Annotated in this window: 1 protein-coding gene; it reads left to right on the top strand. The window is 54.2% G+C overall.

The window, feature by feature from the left end; genetic code table 11:
• The coding region (locus tag FW757_RS23120) for an Ig-like domain-containing protein (RefSeq protein ID WP_446441782.1) at nucleotides 1-876 on the top strand (876 nt) is incomplete at both ends.

Here is an 876-nt window from a genome sequence, read left to right as displayed (position 1 = left end):
GGCGGCACATGGAGTGTCACGGCCAGCAGTGATTTAGCGGAGGGTGACTTTAGTGTTACCGCCACCGTTGAAGATGGCGTGGGTAATCAAGGCACCGCCAGCGTCACTGGGATCATTGATACCACCATGCCGGATATCAGTATTAATCCGCCAGCCGACAGTAACGATACCACGCCTACCATCAGTGGCACCGCCAGTGCGCCACAGGGCAGCATAGTTACGCTGGTGTTTAATGATGCCGCGGGTAATTCACACACAGTCACTACGCAAATGACACCATCAGGCACATGGTCAGTGCCGGCGCTGGATGCATTAGCAGAAGGCACTTATACGGTTACTGCAAGTGTATCAGATCAAGCGGGGAACCCAGCCAGTGCGAGTGTGAACGGGTTAGTTGATGTCACCGCGCCGGTTATTAGCGTGAATGCGCTGGCAGATAGCAGTGATGTTACTCCGCTCATCAGTGGCCAAAGCAGTGGGGTGCCAGCGGGTACGCAAGTGAACGTTACAATCATCGCGGCCAATGGCGCAGTACAAAGTGCGACAGCAACAACGGATGGCGCAGGTAATTGGTCCGTGGAGGCCAGTAATGCGATTATCGAAGGCGAGTACACAGTCAATGTCAGTGTGACAGACTCCGCAGGCAATATCGGCACCGATAGCGAAACTGGGGTGATAGATACAACCGCGCCAAGCGTTACCATCGATGCACCGGCATTGACGAATGATAATACGCCAGTGGTGACAGGCACATCGGATCTAGCCAGCAGTGACATTGCGATTACCTTTACGGATGCTAATGGCAGCCATACCGTGACAGTGCAAACCAATGCCAGTGGTAATTGGAGTGCCGAGGCCACGCAACCGCTGGTTGAT

Source organism: Pseudoalteromonas sp. 1181_04 (genome assembly GCF_052850545.1).
The sequence above is the reverse complement of the archived record's forward strand: the minus strand, read 5'-3'. Positions and strand labels throughout refer to the sequence as shown.